Origin of the sequence: Siccirubricoccus deserti, from assembly GCF_014283215.1 — a bacterium.
Lineage (GTDB): Bacteria > Pseudomonadota > Alphaproteobacteria > Acetobacterales > Acetobacteraceae > Siccirubricoccus > Siccirubricoccus deserti.
This window is the reverse complement of sequence record NZ_JACOMF010000055.1, coordinates 1-20,038: the sequence shown is the minus strand read 5'-3', so window position 1 is coordinate 20,038 and position 20,038 is coordinate 1. Positions and strand designations below refer to the sequence as shown.

The window sequence follows — 20,038 nt, the reverse complement described above, 5'->3', positions numbered from 1 at the left end:
CGCTGACCAGCGCCTTCAGCTCGGCCGGCGACAGCGCGTCAGGATCGGCGGGCGGGACCATGCGCCCGAGCGAATCAGACCAGCCGCCACCTGGGAAGGGCAAACTGCACCCTCGCCACAGGTTTTGCCCCTCTTACGAATTTGCCGCAGCCGGACCGGGTCGGCCAGCACCGCCTCCGGCAGCTCCGGCGCGAGCTCAAGCTGCAGCGCCATGCGCTTCTCCACCGCGGCGGCGCGAACCATCTCCAGCGCTTCGGAGAGCCCCTCGCGCAGCCGCACCGGCTGCGGCAAGAGCTCCAGCCGGCCGGCCTCGATGCGGGTCAGGTCGAGCACGTCGTTGACGATCGCCAGCAAATGCCTGCCGGCATGTTCCAGTGTCGCGGCGCGCTCGCGCTGCTTCGGGCCGAGCGACGGATCCTGCGCCAGCGCCTGCGCCATGCCGAGCACGCCATTGAGCGGGGTGCGCAGCTCATGGCTCATCCGGGCGAGGAAGCGCGATTTCTCCCGGCTGGTCCGGGCCTCCGCATCGCGCGCCGCAGCGAGCACGGCGTTGGAGGCAAGCGCGCCTCGTTCCCCCGCCAAGGCGATCAGCAGCCCGGCGAAGCAGGCGAGGAGGGTGATGGCGAGGACGGCCACCACCGCGTTCCAGCTGGCCTCCGGCGCGGCGGTGCCGCTGGTATCGAACCCCAGGGTGATGGCGCCGGTTGCGCGGATCGCGTGGACCAGGCCATGCGCGACCAGCACGCCGATGGTGGCCCGGTGCGAGGGCAGGCGCTGTCGCCGCATGCCTGCGCGGAAGACCAGGGCGACGACGAGGCTGTAGACGGCGATGGTGGAGGAGGAGAGGGCGACGCGCATCGACAAGGAGTCGAAAAAGCCCGGAGTCAGGCACCCCGCCACCCAGAGCAGGACGCCGGCCAGGATGCCCCACCAATGCGGCCTGAGACCGGAGAACAGGCGCGCACCGCCCCAGAGCAGCCCGTAGCCCAGGCCGATGGCGATATTGCCGAGGAGGATCGACAGCCCGGGCGGGATCGGGCCCCGGAAGGTGAGAACCAGCATCGCGATCGCCCAGGCGGCATGCGCGGCACCCCACCAGGCAAGTGCCGGCTGCGCCCTGTCACGCTGCCAGATGAGAAAGAAGAGCCAAGCGAAGACGGCGGCCAGCGCGAAGGCGAGGGCGGTGCGTGTGGGAGAGAGCAGCTGCAAGGAAAGGTAAATCCTGGCGATCGGCAGTCAGGGTCGTCGCGCCGCCTGGCGAGAAGATATTCATTTCTACATGATTCCAGCTTTGAATACAGCCGATCATATGGAAAACACAACTCACGCGGTGAGGTTCCGACGCTTCCTCGCGTCATGCTTGCGTCAGCCCCGCGCGGGATCATCCGGCCAGAAGCGGACCCCGCTGCGCGCCAGCCCGCCGCCCACGCCCATTGGCGTGCCATCCGCCCGCCAGCAGGCGGCGCCCTCCAGCGTGCCGTCGTCATGGAAGCGGATGCCGCACATGCCGCCGGCGACATGCGGCAGCAGCTGCACCGCATGGCCCATCGCGCCCAGCGCCTCCCGCACCGCCGTTGCAATGCCCTGCTCCACCTCCAGCGCCAGGCCCTGGGTCCAGATGCGCGGCGCCTCCACCGCTTCCTGCAGGCTCATCCCGTGGTCGATCAGCCCGATCAGCGCCTGCATGGCGCTGCCGAAGATGCGCAGGCCGCCTGGCAGCCCCAGGGCGGCGAAGGGCCTGCCGTCCCGCAGCGCGATCAGCGGCGCCTGGCTGGTGGTGACGCGCTTGCCCGGGGCGATGGACAGCGCATGCCCCGGCCGCGGATCGAACAGCGCCATGTAATTGTTCGGGATCAGCCCGACCTCCGGCACCAGGAAGCGGGCGCCGAACAAGCTGTTGATGGTATGGGTCGCACAGACGATGCGCCCCTCGGCATCCGCCACGGTCAGATGCGTCGTGTTGGGGCTTTCGCCGGCGGCCACCGGCCCCATGCCGGCTGTGCCGGGGCGGGCATGGGGCAGCCCGACGCCGGCGGTCCAGCTCTGCGCCCGGGCCGGGTCGACCGCGGCACGCAGCTCGGCGGCATAGCCCGGCGAGAGCAGCTGCTCCACCGGCACCCTGACGAAGGCCGGATCGGCGGTGGCGGCATTGCGATCGGCGAAGGCGATCTTCAGCGCCTCGGCGATCAGATGCGCGCTCTCCGCCGTGCCGAAGCCGAGCGCGCCGAGGTCGAAGCCCTCCAGGATGTTCAGCATCTGGATGACATGCACGCCGCCGGAGGAGGGTGGTGGCGGCCCCACCACCTCGAAGCCGCGGTAGCTGCCGCGCACCGGGGCGCGTTCCAGCAGGGCGAAGTCGCGCAGGTCGGCCTCGGCCAGGATGCCGCCGCGCTTCGTCACCTCCGTCGCCACGGCGGCGCCGACCGGCCCGCCATGCAGCGCGCCGGGGCCGTCGCGGGCGATGGTCGCAAGGGTTTCCGCCGCCGCCCCCATCACCACCCGCGCGCCGGGCTTCAGCGGCATGCCGCCGGGCAGGAAGAGCGCGGCGATGCCGGCATCCTGCGCCAGATCCGCCGCGGCCTCGGCGGCGCATGCGGCGAGGTAGGGCGTCGCCGGAAAGCCGCGGGCGGCGAGGCGGATCGCCGGCTGCATCACCGCCTCCAGCGGCAGGCTGCCGAAGCGGCGCAGCGCCTCGCACCAGGCCAGCAGGTTGCCCGGCGTGGCGACCGCTGTCGCGCCGACGGCATTCGCCCGTCCGACCGTCTCCAGCGCCGCCGGCCAGGCCTGGCTGACCGGGGTGAACATGCCCGGCGTGCCGGCGGCCGGCACGGTGGAAAGTCCGTCCAGCACCGTATGCGTACCGTCAGGCAGCCGCAGATGCATCATGCCGCCGCCGAGCAGCCCGACCATCATCGGCTCGACGACGGTCAGGGCGAAAAGCGCGGCGACGGCCGCATCCACCGCATTCCCGCCGGCCGCCAGCATCTCCGTCCCCGCGGCGGAGGCCAGCGGGTGGTTGGTCACCACCATGCCGCGGCTGCCGGTGGCGGGGCGCTTCTCGGTGGTGAAGGGGCTGCCGGCGCGGCTGCGCCAGGGGATGTCAGCGCGGCTGCGTGAAGGACTATAGGCGCGGCTGCGCGAATCCGGTCTTGGCATCGGCGTCTCCTGCTCCTTGCCGCCGAGGCTCGCGCTGCGCGGCGCAGGGCGCAAGCCAGGGCCAAGGGCGGATCGCCAGGGGCGCGAAAGCTCCGTAGAGAGAATCCGCTTGGCAAGCGGCAGGCTGCGGAAACAGGCGATGCGCCCCCGGCCTCGTCACGCGCAGGCTTGACCCGTGCATCCGAATGTCCGGAAAAGTCAAATGACTAGCGCTGGCCGGGTCAAGCCTGGCCATAACGGAGAGGCGCCATTCCCGAAGCCCACCCGCGTTTTCCGCAGCCTGCCAGCAATCCAAGCCGGAGCCCAGACCATGGCCAGCCCAGGGATCGACAACACCACCGACATGCTTGGCATCGTCGATGTGCAGCCCACCTTCATGCCGGGCGGCGAACTGGCCGTGGCCGATGGCGATGCGGTGGTGCCGGTGATCAACCGGCTGCTTTCCGGCCCCTTCGCCCATGCGTTCGCCACCCAGGACTGGCATCCGCCCGGGCACTCCAGCTTCGCCAGCAGCCATTCCGGCCGGAAGCCCTTCGAAACCATCCAGATGCCCTATGGCCCGCAGACCCTGTGGCCGGACCACGGCATTCAAGGCAGCCCGAACGCCGCGCTGCACAGGGACCTCACCCAGGCGCGGATCGAGCTGATCGTCCGCAAGGGCTTTCATCAGGAGATCGACAGCTACTCCGCCTTCTTCGAGAACGACCGCACCACCACCACCGGGTTGCATGGCTGGCTGCAGGCACGCGGGGTGAGGCGGATCTTCCTGGCCGGCCTCGCCACCGACTACTGCGTTGCCTACTCGGCCGAGGATGCGGTGCGGCTCGGCTACCAGGTCTTCGTCATCGAGGATGCCTGCCGGGGCATCGGCCTGCCGGTGGTGGGCGGCGGCACCACCATTGATGCGGCGAAGCGCATGCTGGCGGCGGAGGGAGTGACGTTCCTCGGCAGCGGGCAGATTGCATGAGGCGTCACGGCCGCGCGAAAGGGCGATGCTGTGGTTCCGCTAACATTGCGAAACCTGCGGGGTGATGCCTGATGCAGTCCTGCCCTTGTGAAGGTCGGGGATGCGCCGGTTATGGTTGCGACGATGCTGGTCCAGGCTGCGTCGGTCGCGTCGAGCTGCCGGCACCCCAGCCTTGGCACCGTCCAGGGACCCGTCATCCGGGCGCCGGCCGGCTTCACCCTCGGCGCCGGCATGGAGACGGTGGCGCGGTGAAGGGGTGACGGACATCAGCGTTGATTTTTCCGCCACGGCGTTGAGCCTGGTGCTCACCACCACCCTGGAAGGCCCGATCTGGAACGCCGCGCCTTCAAGGCTCCGGTATTCACCGCGGCCGGGCTGCTCGGCATCCTCGGCGCGACGGTGAATGCGGCGGCAAATCTGGCCGGGTTCGATGCCAGCTGGCTGTCCTTCACCGGCACCGAGATCCGCATCGGCTGGAACGGGCTGAGCTACACCGGCGGCACCGTGGAGGTGGATTTCACGGCGCCGGCGCCGGCGACACAGGCGCTGCTTGGTGCAGGCCTGCTCGGTCTGACGATGGGGCGCCGGCGCGGTCAGAACGCCCGGCTCAGCCCGGCATAGACCGTCCGCCGCAGCCCGTGTTGCGAGGCACCGACGCCGATGCCGGTGCCGTCACGCAGCTGGTAGATGGTGTCGAAGGCATTCAGCAGATCCACCCGCGCGGTCCAGCGCCCGCCATCCGGCCCGGTGAACTCCTGCGCCACGCCGAAATTGAAGGTGGCATAGGCCGCCACCTTCTCGGTCGCCGCGAAACCCTTGCGCAGCCCGCTGCCGAACAGCATCGAGCCCGATAGCCGTCCGCCCTCCCAGCCGTTCCACACCGCGCCGGCCGAACCGGTGACGAGCTGGTCATGGTCGGTGCGGACGTATTTGCTGGCGATATAGGCCAGCTCATCCGGCTCGATGTTGAACTGGCCGGAGCGGAGGTCGCGGCCGACCGACCGGCTCAGCGCGAGGTTGCCATAGAGCTGCCAGCGGTCGTCGCGCCAGCTGCCGCTGAACTCCACGCCATAGACCCTGCCCTGGCGGAAATTGAAGGGGGTGAAGATCAGCGCATTGCCGAACTGGCCATAGTCCAGCAGATCACGCACCAGCTTGTAATAGGCATCGACGCCGAGGGTCAGATGCGGGCCGAAGCGCTGCGAGATGCCGATGTCGAAGCGATGGTCGCGCTCCGGCCGCACCGCGCCGCTCTCCAGGCTGAAGGGGGCGCCGGTGGTGCCGAGGAAGCGTTGCAGCGTGCCGGCCTGCACCAGCTCGAACTGCGGCGGGGTGAAGGTGCGGGCGTAGCCGGCGTGGACAGTGGTGTCGTCGGTCGGCCGCCACACCAGATTCACCCGCGGCGAGAGCTGGCCGGCGGCGACATACTGCACCATCTGGTCCCAGCGCAGGCCGAGGTTCAGGGTCAGCCGCTCGGCGATGCGCCATTCATCCTGCAGGTAGACGCCGTAAAGCCAGCCGGTGCGGCCATAGCGGTCGCCGATGGTGAAGGGGTCGTCCAGGGCATCGCCATTGCCGTCCAGCGGCAGCACGGTGGTGGCGCTGCGGAATTCCGCGCGCTCCCCGGTCACCTGGAAGCCGGCGCGCAAGGTGTGGTCGGCGGCGACGCGCCAGGCGGCATCGCCCTGCACCCCGGTGGCGAAGCTGCCGCGGAAGACGCTGGCGGCGCTGCCGTTGAACACCGTCTCGCCGATGGTGTCCGGCACGTAGCTGATCGAGGAATAGCGGATGAACGGCGCGATCTGCAGGTCGATGTCGCCCCAGGATTTCTGCAAGGCCGCGACGCCGTACCAATTGCGCTCCCACTGCCGGGCGCGCAGCGCGGCGCTGTCGAACTCCGAGTTGCCGAAGGCAGTGAACTCGGGCTCCAGTCCGCGCGTCACCGGTAGCCGGAAGCGCCCGGCCGAGCCGCCGGCGATCAGCGAGAGCCGGGTGGTCTCGTCCAGCTGCCGCGACGCCTGGACCAGGCCGCGCCATTGCTGCGTCTGGCCGTTGATCGCGGTCCAGGAGGAGGTCGGGTTCTCGATCCCCTGGTCGGAGCGGAGAGCGCTGCCGGTGGCGAAGACTTCCCAGTCGCCTGCCATCCCGGCCCAGCTCGCATGCGGCTGGATGGTGCCGCGGGAGCCGCCATAGACGCCGATGCTGCCGCCTGGATCGAGCGCGCCGCTGCGGGTTTCAAGGTCGATGACGGCATTGGTGCGGAAGCCGAATTGCGCCGGCAGCGCGCCGGTCAGCACAGAGACGCTGCGCAGCGACCGCGCATCGAAGACCTGGCCGAAGCCGGTGAGGCCCTCGGGCAGGGCCACGCCGTTCAGCCGGTATTGCAGGTTGCGGTGCTCGCCGCGGACATGGATGTCGCCGAAGCTGTCCTGCACCACGCCGGGGGTTTGCAGCAGGATCTGGTTGAGCGGCTGGTCGGCGCCGCCGGGCAGCGCCTCAATGGTCTGGCGGTCGATGGTCACCTCGCGGGCGCCGAAGCGGGCGAGGATGCCCTGGCGCGCCGCGGCGGCGCGCTGCGCCTGCACCACGGTTTCCGGCAGGGTGATCACCGGCGCCGGCTGGGCCCAGGCGGTGAAGGGGAGCAGAGGGAGGGCGGCAAGCGCGGAGTATCGGAGCATGTCGATATGTTATGATATAACATATCGACATGCCTAGGGGCGTTGTGTGGTCTGGCTGGTTCAGGGTTGCCCGGTAGGGTGGCTCCAAGAACTCCCCCAAGATCGTGTCGCAGTTTTGCGGGAGGGGGCGGATGATCCTTCCCGATCAGGGCCTTGGCACGCCTTCCGCGGCCAAGCCGTGGAAGAACACCGGTCAGCGCCCGGTTCTGATTGGGCACCCCGGGAAGCCTCCAATATCAGAAAGCTTGATCGGTGGCTCCCCCCCGGTTGAACAGATGCGTTCAACCCGCCGGGGACAGGCTCTCCGGGCTCCGGCGTGAGCCTTGGCGCTGCTGTTCCCCGATCTACCCGATCAGCATCTGCGCCGCCTCCCAGGGCGTGCCGCCGGCGGCCTCGTCCAGCAGGCCGGCCAGCAGCGTCGCCGGCGGCAGCCCCGCCAGCGCCGTCCCCCATGGCAGGTTCTCCGCCGCCCAGGCCGCATGGTGCAGCGCAGCCCGCACCGCCCGCGGCAGTGCAGCCAACTCATCCCCGGCTTCCGCCAGCAGGCTCTCCGCGACCACCACGGCGTCGCCGCCGAGGCCCGGCGTTTCGCTCCAGTCGGAGGCCAGGCCGAGCGCCATGGTGTGCACCTCCGGCGCGGCAGGCACCCAGATGCCTTCGGCCAGCGCCGCCGCCGTCGCGCGCCGCGCCGCCAACCCCTCGGCTGCCTCGGCCAGTGCCGCGGCGCGGGACTGTCCCAGGGCCAGCGCCTCGGCGATGTCGAAGCCAAGGTCTGGCGCCGCCAGATGCGCCGCGATCAGCGCCGCGAAGCCGGTATCGTTCAACGGGCCGAAGGCCGTGGCGAAGGCGGTGCTGCCGAGGATGCCGGCCGCCACCGCCGCCACCGGGACGCCGGCCACGAGCTGCTCCACCGCCTGCGCCAGGCTTGCCGCATCCGGCGCGGCGCCGAAGGCGGCGCGGTACAGCCGGACCACCTGCGCCGCCGCATCCTCGGCGTCGATCACCAGCCGGCCATCGATGAATTCAAACACCTCGAAGCCGCTGAAATGGTCGATGCCCTCGGTCGAGACCGTGGTGCCCCCGGCGAGGTCGAGGGCCACCGCCGCCCGGGACAAGCCAAAGCGCAGCGTGTCCAGGCCGGCCCCGGCTTCCAGCCAGTCGTCGCCGGCGCCGCCGACCAGCGTATCATTCCCGGCTTGGCCCGAGAGCCTGTCCCCGCCGGCGCCGCCGGTCAGCAGATCGGCCAGATCGGTGCCGACCAGAGCATCGGCGCCCGCGGTGCCGCTGCCGCGGACGGCGCCGAGGGCCGCATCCCAGGCCCAGACCAGCCCCAGCGCCTGTTCCGCCGCCTCGGTGCCGTAGAGCGCCTGCGCCGCCGCCGCATCCGGCGCCCGCGGCGCGGTGGGCTGCCCCAGCGTGCCGCCGATGGAGGACATCACCGTGACGTCGCGGCTGATCCCCGCCTCGGGGTGCCCCAGCCCGAGACTATGACCGATCTCATGCAGCAGGGTGGCGAAGTCGATGCGGGTAACGCTGGGAGCCAGGCTGGCGGTGCGGAACAGGGTGAGGTTCAGCCCGATGTCGCCGGCCAGCACCGGGTCGTCCGGCCCCCAGCCGGTGCCGGCAACGCCGAGGCTCATGCTTTCCATCCGGAAGCGCAGGTCGATGCCGGCGCCGCCGGGCAGGTCGGGCACCTCCAGGAAACTCACTCCGCAGACTGCCGCCCAGGCCGCCAGCGCCAGCCGGACGCTGGCCTGCTGTGCCATGGTGAAGGCGGCCCAGGCATCGGCGGGCAGGGCGTTGCCGAGCGGGTCCAGCCCATCCGTGGCGAAGCTGAAGGTCAGCAGGCGCGGCCCGCCGCCACGCCAGCCGGCGGCGCCTGCGGGTAGCAGGGGGACGGCGGGGCTGGAGTCGGGCATGCGGCGATCCTCGAATCCTGCCCCCCGATTGCGGCACGAGGAGCAAGCCGTTCAGTGCAACTCGGACCGCAGCCGTAGCGATGCGTAAACCGGTTAGCAACAAAGAAGAGATCATTGACTCTTTTAGAGACATTTCAGGGCTTGGTGCAGACCCAACTCCCATGAAAACCCGACCCCGCTGCGCCGTATCGGCGCCCGCGGCAACCATCATCCCTCGGAGCGAGACCGCCGCTCTGTCCATCGGAATGCTTGGCGCCGCAGTCGGGGCGCCGCCTCGGGCGCATTGCCCATTGCGGCCACCATCGCCATGCTGCGGCCCCGACTGCAGGAGGGATCCCCATGCCCGGCGTGCCCGATATCAGCCCTCAGGAAACCTGGGAGGCGCTGCGCAACGACCCTGACGCCACGCTGGTTGACGTGCGCACCGATGCCGAATGGAATTTCGTCGGCCTGCCCGACCTCAGCGAGGCCGGGAAGCAGCCGGTGCTGATCCCCTGGCAGCTCTACCCGTCGATGCAGGTGAACGGCGCCTTCACCGAGCATCTGCGCAAGGCCGGGCTGACGCCGGCCAGCAAGGTGTACTTCATCTGCCGTTCCGGTGCGCGCAGCCTGGCGGCGGGGCAGGCGGCCCAGGCGGCCGGCTTCCCGCATGCCTACAACGTGGCGGACGGATTCGAAGGGCCGGTGGATACCGAGGGCCATCGTGGCCAGATCGCCGGCTGGAAGGCCTCCGGCCTGCCCTGGCGCCAGCGCTGACCGCCGCGGGGCGTCCGACCCGCCATCCTTGAACCAACACCGGAGGAAACATCATGCCCGACACCCCGCTGCCGCTCACGACCGAATTCCTGTTCCGCATCGTGCTCACGGCCGGCACGCCGCAGATGAGCGCGCCCGGCCGCGGCGGCGAGTTGCGTGTCATCCCGGTGACCGGCGGAACCTTTGAAGGCCCTGCGCTGAAGGGCGAGGTGGTGCCCGGCACCACCGCCGACTGGCTGCGGGTGGAGGCCGACGGCACCGCCCATATGGATGTCCGGCTGGTGCTGAAGACCGACCGCGGCCAGACGATCTACATGCACTACAGCGGCGTCCGCACCGGCAGGCCCGAGGTGCTGGCCCGGCTCGGCCGTGGCGAGGCGGTGGACGCCGGCGACTACTATTTCCGCACCGCCATCCGCTTCGAGACCGGCGATGCCGAGCTCGGCTGGCTCAACCGGGTGCTGGCGGTAGGTATCGGCCAGCGGCCGCCGGCCGGGCCCACCTATGATGTGTATGTGGTGAAATAGAGCGGATCGCTGAGGAGCGTGACCGCCCCGCAACGTGAGTCCGCTCTACAAACAAGAGGCTGCAGCGGATTGGCGCTCGCACTCGAACGCAATCCGCTGCAGCGGGGGGGCAGGGGGGTCAGCGCCGCCCCGCGAGCTGCCGGTTTTCCAGCCGGCTCAGCAGCCGCACCACCGGCCAGAGCAGCAGGAAATACACCACCGCCGCGGCGACGATCGGTGTCGCGTTGTAGGTGACGCTCTGCGCCTGCCGGGCCTGGAACAGCAGCTCCGGCAGTGCCACCACGCTGGCGATGGAGGTGAGCTTCACCACCTCCAGCGTGTTGCTGATCAGGTCGGGCAGCACATTCCGCACCGCCTGCGGCAGCACCACGTAACGCATGGTCTGCCAGCGGGTCAGCCCGGTGGAGCGCGCCGCCTCCATCTGACCGGCCGGCACGCTCTCGATGCCGGCGCGCAGGATCTCGCCGTAATAGGCGCCGGTGTTGAGGAAGAAGCCGATGGCGACGGCGCCGATGGCCGAGACCTCCAGCCCGGCGAAGGGCAGCCCGGCGTAGACGAAGATCAGCAGCACCAGCGGCGGCACGGCACGGAAGAAATCCACCCAGACCATCAGCGGCCAGCGCACCAGGCGGTGCCGTACGGTGGACAGCAGTGCCAGCAGCATGCCGCCGCCGACGCCGAGCGGCACCACGATGGCCGAGAGCAGCAGGGTCTGCTGCAGCCCGGTCCAGAGGATCGGCCAGGCCTGCCCGACGATCTCGAGCGAGAAGAAGGCGAGGAGGAAGTCGTCGAAGGTCATGGCGCGCTTCCTACCGCTTCCACGCGAAGCGCGTTTCGATCCAACGGCCGAGGATCACCACCGGGAAGAACAGCACCACATAGGCCAGCGCACCGAGGGTCAGCGGCGTCGGGTTGAAGCTGAAGGAGACCCCGGCCTGTGCCGCGCCGAGGATCTCCGGCACCGCCACCACGCTGGCCAGCGCGGTGCCCTTGGTGATGGCGATGGTGCGGTTGGTCAGCGGCGGCACCACCATGCGCACCGCCTGCGGCAGCACGACATGTCCGAGGGTCGCGGCGAAGGTGAGGCCGGTGGAGCGCGCCGCCTCCCACTGGCCGCGCGGCACGGCGGTGATGCCGGCCCAGAAGATCTCCTCGGAGAAGGCCATCAGCACCAGGGCGAGCGACAGCCAGGCGGAGGCGAAGCCGGAGATGGAAAGCCCCGCCGCCGGCAGGCCGAAATACAGCAGCACGATGATGACCAGCGGCGGCAGCGCGCGGAACAGATCGACCACGAAGATGATCAGCCAGTTCACCGGCCGGATGCCGAGGCTGCGCAGCACCGCCAGCGCCAGCCCCGCGGCCAGGCCGGAGAGGATGATGCAAAACGCCAGCAGGATGGTCAGCCAGAAGCCGTCGATGATCTTCGGCAGGTATTCCACGGCGACGCGCAGGTTGAAGAAGCTGTCGAGGAAGCGGTCGAGACCGGTCATGGCGCGACCCCCGCCCTGGCATGCCGGCGGCCGGGAAGCGCGCAGGGTGGCGCGATACGGGCCGCCATCAGTGCCGCTCGATCTGGCCGAGGAAGGCCCGGGTCCGTTCGTGCCGCGGGGCGCCGAACAGCTCGGCCGGCGGTCCCTGCTCCACCACCAGCCCGTCTGCCATGAACACCACGCGGTCGGCGGCGGCCTTGGCGAAGCCCATCTCATGGCTGACCACCACCATGGTCATGCCATCCTCCCGCAGCTCCCGCATCGCCGCCAGCACGCCGCCGACCAGTTCGGGATCGAGGGCGCTGGTCGGCTCGTCGAACAGCATAACGCGGGGCTCGAGGGCGATGGCGCGGGCGATCGCCACCCGCTGCTGCTGCCCGCCGGAAAGCTGCCCGGGGAAATGCCCGGCGCGATCGGCCAGGTGCACGCGGTCGAGCGCCGCCCGCGCCCGCGCCTCGGCCTCCGCCCGCGACTTGCCCTGCACCTTGCGCAGTGCCAGGGCGACATTCCCAAGTGCCGTCATGTGCGGGTAGAGGTTGAAGGACTGGAACACCATGCCGACGCGCTGCCGCGCGGCATTGATGTCGGTGCTGCGGGACAGCATGTCGATGCCGTCCACGGTGATGCTGCCGCTGCTCGGCTCCTCCAGCCGGTTCAGGCAGCGCAGCAGGGTGGATTTGCCCGAGCCGCTGGGGCCGATGACGAAGACCAGCTCCCGCTCAGCGACCATCAGGTCGACGCCCTTCAGGACGTGCAGCGTGCCAAAATGCTTGTGGATGCCATGGGCGGCGACGATCGGTGGAGTCTGGGCCAAGTGCAACGCCTCGGTCGGTGAGTGGGGGCAGTCATACCCCCATCACCCTGGCAGGCAAGAACCGGGCCGCGTCCAGGCTCCGTACGCCGGACTCAGAGGGCGCGGCGCCGACGGTCGGTCACCACGGCTTCGAAGTCGTAGCTCTCATGCTCGGAGATATGCGCGGTGAGGGTAGCCAGGGCCAGCGCCTCATCCTCCGCCTCCAGCGCGGTGACCAGCGCCAGATGCTCGCGCGCGGCACCTTCGGCGTCGATCACCGACTGGCCGAGACCCCAGACCACGGCGAGCTGGCGGGCCAGGCTCTGCCACAGTGCCAGCAGCGGCGCATTGCCCGCGGCGGCGCAGAGCTCGGCGTGGAACTGCTCCTCGCCCTGCACCCGCATTGCCGGATCCTTGCCCAGGGCGACTTCGGCATAGGCATCCGCGGCTGCGCGCAGGCCGGCGAAGCGTTCCTTTCCACCGGGCAGGGCCAGCGCCTCCCGCACCGCCAGGGCTTCCAGCGCCAGGCGCACGCGCATCAGCGCGGCGACCCCGGGGTTGGTCACCCGCATCAGCCGCATGCCCTTGTAGGGCGTGCTGGTGACGATGCCCTGGCTTTCCAGCAGGCGCAGGGCTTCCCGCACCGGTACGCGGCTGATGCCGAGGTCGCGGGCGATTTCCGCCTCCACCAGCCGGTCGCCTGGCAGGAAGATGCCGCGTGCCGCGGCGGCAACGATGGATTCCGCTGCCTGCTCAACCATCGTCCGAGGCTGCACCGGCAGAAGTCGGCGCGGTTCCGCAACGGCTATGGATAAGCCAGTTGGCGCTCCGCTTCGCGGCCGGAGGTCCCGAACTGTCACTCGCGAGATTCCCTCTCTTAACGCGATAACCGTGAGTATAAATTCAACCATATGATTTGAAAAGGGAACATCTTCGAGCGGATTTCAAACATCCTGGCGCCGGCTCCCTCTGCGCCACACGCAACTCTGGGTTGTGGAATGTGGGTTGGACGGCGACGCACTTGGTAAAGGGAAAGCCATTACCAGATTGTAATTGCGAGCAACCCTGAGAGAAATTTTTTCAGTAAAACTCAACCATGGATTTCACCTCCGCCCCTGCGGCGGGTTCCGGAGTGGCTTGCCGCCGGCCGGCAGCCCCCTGGCTGCCAGCACTCAGGCTCATCGGGTGCGGCGGCCGGCCCGGTGCCAGCGATCACTCCTTCCAGGGCCGCCGCTGCCAAAGCGCCTTCAGCCCGACGTCCATCTCCGCCACCATCGCCGCATAGGCGCCGCCGACCAGGGGGCGCAGCGGCAGAGCAAGCCGCTCCGCCTCCCGCAGGAAGGCGGGGTCGGCCAGGGTGGCGGCGAAGGCGCCCTCCAGCCGGGTGCGGATCGGCGCCGGCAGGCCAGGCGGGGCGACGAAGCCGCGGCTGGCGCTGGCCACCACGTCGAAGCCCTGCTCGCGGAAGGTCGGCACATCGGGCAGCCGTGCCCAGCGGGTGGGCGAGGCCTGGCCGAGATAGCGGACCTTGCCCTCCGGGCTCAGCGCCAGCGCATCCGAGGCATTGCCCACCACCAGCTGCAGATGCCCCCCGAGCAGCGCCTGCATCACCGGCGCAGCACCGGCGAAGGGCACGTGCTGCATTGGGGGGGTGCCGCTCAGCGCCTCGAAGGCCAGCATGGCGATATGGTCGTCCGACCCGATGCCGGTGGTGCCGTAATTGATCTGGCCGGGCTGCGCCTTGGCCGCGGCGGCCAGGTCGGCCAGGGTCCGCAGCGGCGAATTGCCCGGCACCATGAAGGCGTTGGCATCCTCCACCGCATTGGCGAGGAAGGTGAAATCCAGCGGCCGGTAGCGGGTGGCGCGCTCGATCGGGATGGCCTGCAGCACCGGGGCGGTGACGGCGCCGATGGTGTAGCCATCCGGCGCGGCATTGAAGGTTGCCTCGAAGCCGAGCTGACCGCCGGCGCCGGCGCGGTTGGTGACCACCACGCGGGCGCCGCCGCCGAGGTGATGGGCGACCATCGGCATCATCAGCCGGGTCATGACATCGACGCCGCCGCCGGGCGGATAGGGGACAATGGCCTCGATCGGCCGCTCGCCCGGCCAGGCGGGGGCCTGGGCGCGCAGGGTGGCGAGCGCGGCCAGAGGAACGATGGTTGTGGCAAGGGTGGCGGCAAGGCCGCGGCGCGTAAGCATGGTGTCCTCCCAGATTTCGTTGCGGATAGGGTGCCGCCACGAAAGGGGAAGAAACAAGAGCAGATCGGTCGGGCGCGGCCTCAACCGCCGGTGCGCTCAGTTTGTCAGGGTGCCGGCAGGGCTCAGGGTTTGCGTTGCAGCCGCCACAGCTTCCAGCCCAGGACCGCGAACACCACCAGCATCACCGCGAGCCCGATCGGCCCGGCCCAGGCCTCGACCAGTTCGAAATGCTCCTCCAGCATATAGCCGGCCAGCGCCAGCCCACTGGTCCACAGCCCGGTGCCGAGCGTCGTCCAGGTGTAGAACACCACGCGCGGCAGCTCGACCAACCCGGCGGGGATGGAGATGCCGGTGCGGATGCCGGGCATCATCCGCGCCAGGAACACCGCCGCCGGGCCGTTGCGGTGCAGCGCCGCCTCAGCCTGGGCGATGATCTCCGGCCCGAGCCCGGCATGTCGGCCGAAGCGATCGGCGATCCGTCGCATCCGTGCCGCGCCGAAGGCCCGCGCCGCCTCGAACCACACCGCATTGCCGACAACCGAGCCGGCGGTGCCGGCCAGCAGCACGCCGAGGATCGGCATCTGCCCCCGCGCCGCGGCGAAGCCGGCCAGCGGCATGATCACCTCGGAGGGCATCGGCGGGAACAGGTTCTCCGCCACCATCAGCAGGAAGACCCCGGCCAGTCCGCCCGATGCGACCAGCCCCGCCGCCCACTCAACCACCCGGCAGCCGATACAGCAGCAGCGTGACCCAGCGCCCGCGTGTGTAGTTGAATCCGGTCACTGTCCCGATCTCCTCTGGCGCCAGGGACAGCGCCGCCGCTTGTTGCCGGAAGTCGCCTTCCGCCCGGTCGCCCACCGCCACCACCCGACCGGGGGCGGCAGCCAGGAATCGCGCGGCGTCGCTGCCGGTGCGCAATAAATGGGTGTCGCCGCCCAGCGCGAACAGGACCGAGGGCTCGGAATATCCGGTGATGCCGAAATCCGCCGAGGCGAGCCCCGGCGCCCGCGCCGCCACCGCCTCCGCCAGCCGCGGCGCCACCCAGAGCGGCGCGAGCCGCGGCACCACCCCCTCCAGCACCAGGGCGTAGAGCGGCACCGCCAGCAGCACCCCGGCCAGCCCCGCCCGGCCCCAGGCGCCGCGCCGCGCCAGCCGCAGCAGCACCCAGCAGAGCGCGATGGCCAGCGGCACCGTCAGCACCGCTGCCGGCAGCAGCATCCGGGACAGCCACCAGGGCGCTGCCAGCGCCGTCGCCGCCAGCCCGACAGCAACGCCCACCAGCCCCGCCTGGCCGATCCAGCGCAGCCAACGCGGCGGCTCCTGCCGCAGCGGGTCCATCGCCCAGGCGGCGCCGAGCAGCATCAGCGCGGGATAGAGCGGCATGGTGTAGTGCGGCAGCTTGGTCTGGACCGCCTCGAACACCAGCCAGGAGGGCACCACCCAGGCCAGCAGGAAGCGGGTCGGCGGGCTCAGCCGGTCGCGCCAGGCGGCGGGCAGGGCGCAGAGCACGATCCAGGCGCCGGGGAAGGCGGCGATGCCGAAGCTCAGCAGGTAGAAGCCGGGCGGCCCCCAGTGCTTCTCCTCGCCCGAGCCGATCTTGGAGAGCATGTCGCCTCCCACCGCCTCGGAGAAGAAGCGGCCTTCGGTGGCGATGCCGATGGCGACGAACCAGGGCGCTGCCGTGGCGATCATCAACGGCACGCCCCAGAGCGGGCGGAGCGCGCGCAGCCATGGCGCCTCGCGGTCCGCCACCGCCAGGGTGATGCCGGCCAGCAGCGGCACCATCGGCCCGATCGGCCCCTTCAGCAGCACCCCGAGCCCGAGCATCAGCCAGAATGCCGCCGCCTGCCGGGCGGTGAACTGCCGTGGCCGCAGATAGGCCTGGGCAAACAGGCCCATGGCGGCGGCGATGGTCGCCAGCAGCGCCGCATCGGTCTTGGCGATCCGCGCCTCGGCGACCAGCACAAGGCAGGAGGCGAGCATCGCCGCCCCCAGCAGCGCCGCCCGCCGCCCGACCAGCCCGCGCCCCCAGTACCAGGTGGCCAGCACCGCCAGCAGCGCGCCAAAGAAGCTCGGCAGCCGGTAGACCCAGATCTGCGCCCGGTCGCCGAGGCCGAGCGACTCCACCGCCTGCACGCTGCCGGCCTGCAGCCAGTGGATGCCGGCCGGCTTCTTGTTGCGCTCCTCGGCGCCGAAGCGGATGCGGACGTAGTCGCCGCTCTCGACCATCTGCCGACTGGCCTGGGCGAAGCGCGCCTCGTCGCGGTCGGTCGCCGGCAGGGCGAAGAAGCCGGGCAGCCAGAGCAGCAGACAGAGCAGGATCAGCGCGAGCGCTGGCCGGCGCTGCAACGCCTCCGGCAGCAGACCGAGCGAGCGGTCGGGCGCGGGGCCGGCGGAGGGCGGAATATGCATGGCGGGGCGGACTAGCACGGGGCGAGGCGGGGGGCCATAAACCGCGCCATATGGCCAGCTCCCCCGCCCGGCGCGCCGCCGCCGCCCTGCTCGATGCCGTCGTCACCCGCCACCGCCCGCTGGAGGAGGCGCTTGATTCGCTGCCGACCGACGGCAAGCCGCATCAGGTGCGGCAGGCGGGCGAACGGCGCCCCGGCGCCGCCGTTTCGCCACGCGACAAGGCGGCGGCGCACCGCATTGCCGCCACGGTGCTGCGCCGCGCCGGCTCGCTGGATGCCGTGCTTGAGCCCTTTCTGCGGCGCGACCCGCCGCCGGCGGTGCGGCATGCGCTGAGGATCGGCGCCGCCGAGCTGCTGCTGCTGGGCACCCCCGCGCACGCTGCCGTCGGCAGCGCCGTGGACCTGGTGCCGAAGCCCTTCGCCGGGCTGGTGAACGCCGTGCTGCGCAAGCTGGCCGCGGCCGGCCCGGCGGCGCTGGAGGAGCTGGACGCCGAACGGCTCGACACCCCGGCCTGGCTCTGGACCGCCTGGCATGCGGCGCATGGTCCGGCGGTGCGCGCCATTGCGGCAGCGCATCGGCAGGAGGCGCCGCTCGACCTCAGCCTCGCCCCCGGTGCGGTCCCGCCGGAGGGCGGCGAGGCGCTGCCGACCGGCAGCTGGCGCTATCCCGCCGGCACCCGGGTCACCGAGCTGGCGGGTTTCGCCGAGGGGCAATTCTGGGTGCAGGACGCCGCCGCCGCCCTGCCGGCCCGGCTGGTGGCGCCGCGACCAGGGGAGCGCATTCTCGACCTCTGCGCCGCGCCGGGCGGCAAGACCGCCCAGCTCGCCGCCGCCGGCGCCAGCGTCGTTGCGGTGGAGCGCGAGCCGAAGCGCGCGGCCCGGCTGCGCGAGAACCTTGCCCGGCTGAAGCTGGCGGGCGAGCTGGTGGAGGCCGATGCCACCACCTGGGATGGCGGCGGCGCGTTGTTCGACGCGGTGCTGCTGGACGCCCCCTGCACCGCAACCGGGACCATCCGCCGCCACCCGGACGTGCCGTATCTCAAGCGGCCAAAGGACGTGCCGGCGATGGCCGAGCTGCAGCGCGCGCTGCTGGCCGCCGCGGCGAAGCGGCTGGCGCCGGGCGGAAGGCTGGTCTTCGCCACCTGCTCGCTCCAGGCCGAGGAGGGCGAGGCGCATCGGGCAGCACTGCCCGGCCTCGGCCTCGCGCCTGACCCGATCCGGCCAGAGGAGGTGCCGGGGCTGGAGGACGCGATCACCGTCGATGGCGCGCTGCGCACCCGGCCCGATCTCTGGGGTGGCCAGGGCGGGATGGACGGTTTCTTCGTGCTGCGTGCGCGGCGGGCCTGATAAAAATGAGCAATGAAATGGGCTGGGCTTGGCGATACTGCTACCATTAACCAGTAAGGCGCATGGAGGATAGACCTTGAAGGCTCAAGAATTGGAGTTTCCCCAGAAATCCGCTACAGACCTGAGGCTCTCCATTACAGTCGTGCTTTTCGGGATGCCGCGCCGTAGCGACCTCACGATTGAGAGCATTCAGGGCAACATGATCTCGCCTTGTGTAGAGGCTGGCCTCTCGGTTGAATCAGTCGCCTCCTTTAACTTAGTCCACCGAGTAAGCAGTGCCCGGAGCGGCGAGCTGGATGTTGCCATTGAGGCGCAGTCGTACATCGGCTTCGGCGCAGACTATACTCTTATCAAGAAGCAGGACCATGCGGATGTCGTGGAGTTGGTCGAAATCAGCAAGCGCTACCGTGATGTCTACAAAGATGAGTGGGTCAGTGTGCGGAACTGCTTTCATCAGCTCCTGTCCTTGAAGCGGGCCTGGAAGTTCATTGAGGACAACCAGATCCGTTCAAATTTCTACCTCTTCCTCCGGCCAGATCTTCTCTATCATGACCGCCTGGACGTCCCGCGCATGGTAACAGCAGTGGGAGCCTCGGGCGGGGTGGCACTCCCTTTCTGGCATTCGTGGAACGGCCACAATGATCGGATGGCGTTTGCCGCGCCGCCTGCCGCCGCAGCCTACGCCAACCGCGTGGATCTGGTGCCGGCATTCTGCGCCAAGGCCGGGTTCATGCAACCCGAGCAGCTTCTGAAATTCGCGCTGTGCGAGGCAGGGGTGCGGGTGCACGACATCGGCGTTACTGCGAGCCGGGTGCGCGCGAACGGAAGCATCAAACGGGAAGAATTCACCAAGTCAATGCATAAACCTCGCAGCCAATAGAGCGTCGAGCCTAAACGCTCTCTTGGATTGTTTGTCCGCTGCATGTGGTGTGTGAGCGCGTTGTTCGTTCTTTGCAACCTTGAGCTAAGGCCTGTTAGAGCTTGCTGACTTTGATCCAGTCCGCTGATGCTGCGAGGCAGAGCACGCCAAGGAAGGACCGTGCGGTCTTCTCGTAGCGGGTGGCAACCGCACGGTTCAGGGCATTGCCCTGAACCCTTCAGCCGTGCCCAGAGGTTCTCGACCAAGTGCCGGTTGGCGTAGACTCAGTCTGGGCAGGCGACGGGCGCGTCGGTGTGCCTGGGCGGGATCGCCGGGCGGGCGCCCATGTCCCAGACCCGCCCGCGGAAGGCGTCGGGATGTTTGATCCCAGGGTTTGATGGTGCAGTCTTCTCCCAGGCATGGAAGGACGCGCTATGGGCCAGGTTCTCCACGGCAGCCACCACGACAGAGGCGGTCCGTCGCGCGATCCAGCATAGTCAAGCGAGCCTGAGGGGAGCTGGCGCGCCGCTACGGGGTGAACCCCAAGACGATCGCCAAATGGCGCAAGCGGTCTTCGGTCGCCGACCTGCCGACCGGCCCTCGGGAGGCGCACTCCTCCACGCTCTCGGCCGAGCAGGAGGCCATCATCGTTGCCTTCCGGCGCCATACCCTGCTGCCGCTTGATGACCGCCTCTATGCTCTGCAGCCCACCCTGCCGCAGCTCACGCGCTCAGCGCTGCACCGCTGCCTGCAACGCCACGGCATCTCTCGCCTGCCCGAGGTCGAGGGCGACAAGCCGACCAGGAAGGCCTTCAAGCCCTATCCCATCGGCTACTTCCACATCGACATCGCCGAGGTCAGCACCGAGGCAGGCAAGCTCCGTCTTCTCGTGGCCATCGACCGCACCAGCAAGTTCGCCTTCGTCCGCCTGGTCGG

Annotated in this window: 18 protein-coding genes and 2 pseudogenes; 8 read left to right on the top strand and 12 right to left on the bottom strand. The window is 70.0% G+C overall.

Annotated features, from left to right (window positions below):
* Positions 1–15 precede the first annotated feature (15 nt).
* Positions 16–1,209, bottom strand: a complete 1,194-nt coding sequence (locus tag H7965_RS24515) for a sensor histidine kinase (protein WP_186773196.1) — start codon at positions 1,207–1,209, stop codon at positions 16–18.
* A gap of 156 nt (positions 1,210–1,365) precedes the next feature.
* Complete coding sequence (ggt, locus tag H7965_RS24510) at positions 1,366–3,156, bottom strand: gamma-glutamyltransferase (protein ID WP_186773195.1); 1,791 nt, start codon at positions 3,154–3,156, stop codon at positions 1,366–1,368.
* 310 nt (positions 3,157–3,466) lie between these two features.
* Here ggt and pncA point away from each other — a divergent pair, with 310 nt between their 5' ends.
* The 3 genes from pncA (at position 3,467) to H7965_RS24495 (ending at position 4,744) form a co-directional block, all read left to right on the top strand.
* Positions 3,467–4,123 (top strand): bifunctional nicotinamidase/pyrazinamidase, encoded by a 657-nt coding sequence (pncA, locus tag H7965_RS24505; RefSeq protein ID WP_222440791.1) that lies wholly within the window; start codon positions 3,467–3,469, stop codon positions 4,121–4,123.
* A 111-nt stretch (positions 4,124–4,234) separates the two neighbouring features.
* On the top strand, positions 4,235–4,375 hold the full coding sequence (locus H7965_RS24500) for a hypothetical protein (protein WP_186773194.1): 141 nt from the start codon (positions 4,235–4,237) through the stop codon (positions 4,373–4,375).
* A 147-nt stretch (positions 4,376–4,522) separates the two neighbouring features.
* On the top strand, positions 4,523–4,744 hold the full coding sequence (locus H7965_RS24495) for a hypothetical protein (protein WP_186773193.1): 222 nt from the start codon (positions 4,523–4,525) through the stop codon (positions 4,742–4,744).
* On the opposite strand, the gene H7965_RS24490 is transcribed toward H7965_RS24495, so the two are convergent.
* Both H7965_RS24490 and H7965_RS31815 read right to left on the bottom strand, forming a co-directional pair.
* Positions 4,717–6,801, bottom strand: a complete 2,085-nt coding sequence (locus tag H7965_RS24490) for a TonB-dependent receptor (protein ID WP_186773192.1) — start codon at positions 6,799–6,801, stop codon at positions 4,717–4,719. The genes H7965_RS24495 and H7965_RS24490 overlap by 28 nt on opposite strands.
* Before the next feature lie 344 nt (positions 6,802–7,145).
* The gene (locus H7965_RS31815; RefSeq protein WP_186773191.1) at positions 7,146–8,720 is read right to left on the bottom strand and encodes a hypothetical protein; all 1,575 of its coding nucleotides are present in this window, start codon (positions 8,718–8,720) and stop codon (positions 7,146–7,148) included.
* Between the two features lie 339 nt (positions 8,721–9,059).
* Between H7965_RS31815 and H7965_RS24480 the strand changes: the two genes are divergently transcribed.
* Positions 9,060–9,476, top strand: a complete 417-nt coding sequence (locus H7965_RS24480; RefSeq protein ID WP_186773190.1) for a rhodanese-like domain-containing protein — start codon at positions 9,060–9,062, stop codon at positions 9,474–9,476.
* A 53-nt stretch (positions 9,477–9,529) separates the two neighbouring features.
* Positions 9,530–10,003, top strand: a complete 474-nt coding sequence (locus H7965_RS24475; RefSeq protein ID WP_186773189.1) for a DUF3237 domain-containing protein — start codon at positions 9,530–9,532, stop codon at positions 10,001–10,003.
* A 118-nt stretch (positions 10,004–10,121) separates the two neighbouring features.
* Here H7965_RS24475 and H7965_RS24470 read toward each other — a convergent pair whose 3' ends face one another.
* The 7 genes from H7965_RS24470 to H7965_RS24440 form a co-directional block, all read right to left on the bottom strand.
* Positions 10,122–10,802: an amino acid ABC transporter permease gene (locus H7965_RS24470; protein WP_186773188.1), complete on the bottom strand. Its 681-nt coding sequence runs from the start codon at positions 10,800–10,802 to the stop codon at positions 10,122–10,124.
* Positions 10,803–10,812: 10 nt separating this feature from the next.
* A complete protein-coding gene (locus H7965_RS24465; protein ID WP_186773187.1) occupies positions 10,813–11,493 on the bottom strand; it encodes an amino acid ABC transporter permease in 681 nt (226 codons plus the stop codon).
* Between the two features lie 67 nt (positions 11,494–11,560).
* The gene (locus H7965_RS24460; RefSeq protein WP_315898708.1) at positions 11,561–12,307 is read right to left on the bottom strand and encodes an amino acid ABC transporter ATP-binding protein; all 747 of its coding nucleotides are present in this window, start codon (positions 12,305–12,307) and stop codon (positions 11,561–11,563) included.
* 92 nt (positions 12,308–12,399) lie between these two features.
* Positions 12,400–13,047 (bottom strand): GntR family transcriptional regulator, encoded by a 648-nt coding sequence (locus H7965_RS24455; protein ID WP_186773186.1) that lies wholly within the window; start codon positions 13,045–13,047, stop codon positions 12,400–12,402.
* 451 nt (positions 13,048–13,498) lie between these two features.
* Entirely contained in the window at positions 13,499–14,485 is a 987-nt protein-coding gene (locus H7965_RS24450) for a Bug family tripartite tricarboxylate transporter substrate binding protein (RefSeq protein ID WP_186773185.1), read from the bottom strand.
* Positions 14,486–14,607: 122 nt separating this feature from the next.
* A complete protein-coding gene (locus H7965_RS24445) occupies positions 14,608–15,207 on the bottom strand; it encodes a DedA family protein (protein WP_186773184.1) in 600 nt (199 codons plus the stop codon).
* The gene (locus H7965_RS24440; protein WP_186773183.1) at positions 15,200–16,897 is read right to left on the bottom strand and encodes an ArnT family glycosyltransferase; all 1,698 of its coding nucleotides are present in this window, start codon (positions 16,895–16,897) and stop codon (positions 15,200–15,202) included. The genes H7965_RS24445 and H7965_RS24440 overlap by 8 nt, the downstream gene beginning before the upstream one ends.
* Positions 16,898–16,947: 50 nt before the next feature.
* On the opposite strand from H7965_RS24440, the gene H7965_RS24435 reads away from it, so the two are divergent.
* Together H7965_RS24435 and H7965_RS24430 are read left to right on the top strand one after the other, a co-directional pair.
* Positions 16,948–18,243, top strand: coding sequence for an RsmB/NOP family class I SAM-dependent RNA methyltransferase (locus H7965_RS24435; RefSeq protein ID WP_186773182.1), 1,296 nt, complete (start codon positions 16,948–16,950; stop codon positions 18,241–18,243).
* Positions 18,244–18,319: 76 nt separating this feature from the next.
* Positions 18,320–19,123, top strand: coding sequence for a hypothetical protein (locus H7965_RS24430; RefSeq protein WP_186773181.1), 804 nt, complete (start codon positions 18,320–18,322; stop codon positions 19,121–19,123).
* A 94-nt stretch (positions 19,124–19,217) separates the two neighbouring features.
* On the opposite strand, the pseudogene H7965_RS31270 reads toward H7965_RS24430, so the two are convergent.
* Positions 19,218–19,470, bottom strand: a pseudogene (locus H7965_RS31270) (transposase); the annotation flags it as partial.
* Positions 19,471–19,536: 66 nt separating this feature from the next.
* Between H7965_RS31270 and H7965_RS24425 the strand changes: the two are divergent.
* A pseudogene (locus H7965_RS24425) lies at positions 19,537–20,038 on the top strand (IS481 family transposase); the annotation flags it as partial.

What these genes read in the sequence shown, in the direction of transcription:
- ggt (WP_186773195.1), bottom strand. Translation starts at nt 3,156, where the DNA reads ATGCCAAGACCGGATTCGCGCAGCCGCGCCTATAGTCCTTCACGCAGC.
- pncA (WP_222440791.1), top strand. Translation starts at nt 3,467, where the DNA reads ATGGCCAGCCCAGGGATCGACAACACCACCGACATGCTTGGCATCGTC.
- H7965_RS24500 (WP_186773194.1), top strand. Translation starts at nt 4,235, where the DNA reads ATGGTTGCGACGATGCTGGTCCAGGCTGCGTCGGTCGCGTCGAGCTGC.
- H7965_RS24490 (WP_186773192.1), bottom strand. Translation starts at nt 6,801, where the DNA reads ATGCTCCGATACTCCGCGCTTGCCGCCCTCCCTCTGCTCCCCTTCACC.
- H7965_RS31815 (WP_186773191.1), bottom strand. Translation starts at nt 8,720, where the DNA reads ATGCCCGACTCCAGCCCCGCCGTCCCCCTGCTACCCGCAGGCGCCGCC.
- H7965_RS24480 (WP_186773190.1), top strand. Translation starts at nt 9,060, where the DNA reads ATGCCCGGCGTGCCCGATATCAGCCCTCAGGAAACCTGGGAGGCGCTG.
- H7965_RS24475 (WP_186773189.1), top strand. Translation starts at nt 9,530, where the DNA reads ATGCCCGACACCCCGCTGCCGCTCACGACCGAATTCCTGTTCCGCATC.
- H7965_RS24470 (WP_186773188.1), bottom strand. Translation starts at nt 10,802, where the DNA reads ATGACCTTCGACGACTTCCTCCTCGCCTTCTTCTCGCTCGAGATCGTC.
- H7965_RS24465 (WP_186773187.1), bottom strand. Translation starts at nt 11,493, where the DNA reads ATGACCGGTCTCGACCGCTTCCTCGACAGCTTCTTCAACCTGCGCGTC.
- H7965_RS24455 (WP_186773186.1), bottom strand. Translation starts at nt 13,047, where the DNA reads ATGGTTGAGCAGGCAGCGGAATCCATCGTTGCCGCCGCGGCACGCGGC.
- H7965_RS24450 (WP_186773185.1), bottom strand. Translation starts at nt 14,485, where the DNA reads ATGCTTACGCGCCGCGGCCTTGCCGCCACCCTTGCCACAACCATCGTT.
- H7965_RS24440 (WP_186773183.1), bottom strand. Translation starts at nt 16,897, where the DNA reads ATGCATATTCCGCCCTCCGCCGGCCCCGCGCCCGACCGCTCGCTCGGT.
- H7965_RS24435 (WP_186773182.1), top strand. Translation starts at nt 16,948, where the DNA reads ATGGCCAGCTCCCCCGCCCGGCGCGCCGCCGCCGCCCTGCTCGATGCC.